General features: G+C 44.2%; 1 protein-coding gene. It reads right to left on the bottom strand.

Annotated features, from left to right (window positions below):
* Positions 1–121: 121 nt before the first annotated feature.
* Positions 122–1,123 carry a hypothetical protein gene (locus tag KDK17_RS13445; RefSeq protein ID WP_257255158.1) on the bottom strand — a complete coding sequence of 334 codons (1,002 nt, stop codon included), beginning with the start codon at positions 1,121–1,123 and terminating at the stop codon, positions 122–124.
* Positions 1,124–1,130: the final 7 nt, after the last annotated feature.

Raw genomic sequence — 1,130 nt, 5'->3', positions numbered from 1 at the left:
CTCAATTTCTTGCAATCCTCGCTACGGACGCTTAAGTCCGACAGGCTGCTAGACCGGATATTTCACAAATAAAGGGAAAGTCCTCTTCAACAGGAAATAAGCTTATTGACAAGTATTGTTTTCAGTCTGATATTGGCGTACTGTCCTGCCATGAGCTGACACCCCGAACCCGACTTTGATCCGCCTTGATGCCAGTTAATGGAAAAGCAACTTTCTGCTTCCAGCTGGTGCCTGTATTAAAGCGGATGTTCAGCGGCTTAGCAGGATCAAGATTACCCGCAATCTGCTCTCTTTCTTTCAAACGACATAACATCTTCAAGGAAGCGATCTCATCATTGCCAGTTATGGAAAATTGTTTGACATCATAGTTTGGAGTAGTGCGCGGATGATTGAATGATTTGCTGACTGCGCTAGTATATCTACTGAATACAACATAGTGCGGACAAACTGAATCAGCCATGATCGGGTGCTGTGGTCTGGTCACCGCCACCAGACTGTTCTCCATTATCAAAGTATGTGTCAACTCATTATTCCCGGCGTCTTCTGTCCCTCTGATACTGTCCATGATAAAAGCACTAAAACCACCTGGGCATTTAAGAGTGCCAATGGGCTCTGTTAACTCCATATCCCAGTCGATTTTTATGCATCCACGACTGCTGGTTTCAATGCCGACTAATTCACAGACCTTATCACAATGGTACATTGCCACGAATTGAAAAATGTCCAGAACATCATGAAACTGAACATAACGCCTTATCCTGCCATCGTTATAATAATGACCTTCGAGTGTGCAAAAACGCGCATCCACTTCCACATAAAATTGACCTTCCATGCTTTTATTCTGGGTAATTTTCATACCAGCTACTCTGCCCTCACTTAGCAGCTTTGACACATCCAGGACACGTACATTTTCAAATGACTGTTCCAACTGCCTGACCTGTGCAGCCACTGTTTCATTGATCAGGTCGTTATTTATCAGAATGACGGCAGCGCGGGACTTTTCGATAACGCAGTTATTACTGAAAATGCGAATGGACTCATCATCAATGCTTGCCTTTTGATCCAGACAATAAAACTGTTGACATCCTCTCGCCCCTGAAGGAGCGAGATTCCCGTTAGTCACCTAACAG

Origin of the sequence: Endozoicomonas sp. SESOKO2, from assembly GCF_024606245.1 — a bacterium.
GTDB lineage: Bacteria > Pseudomonadota > Gammaproteobacteria > Pseudomonadales > Endozoicomonadaceae > Endozoicomonas_A.
Note: the sequence above shows the minus strand (reverse complement) of the source record. Positions and strands in the feature narration are given on the sequence as shown.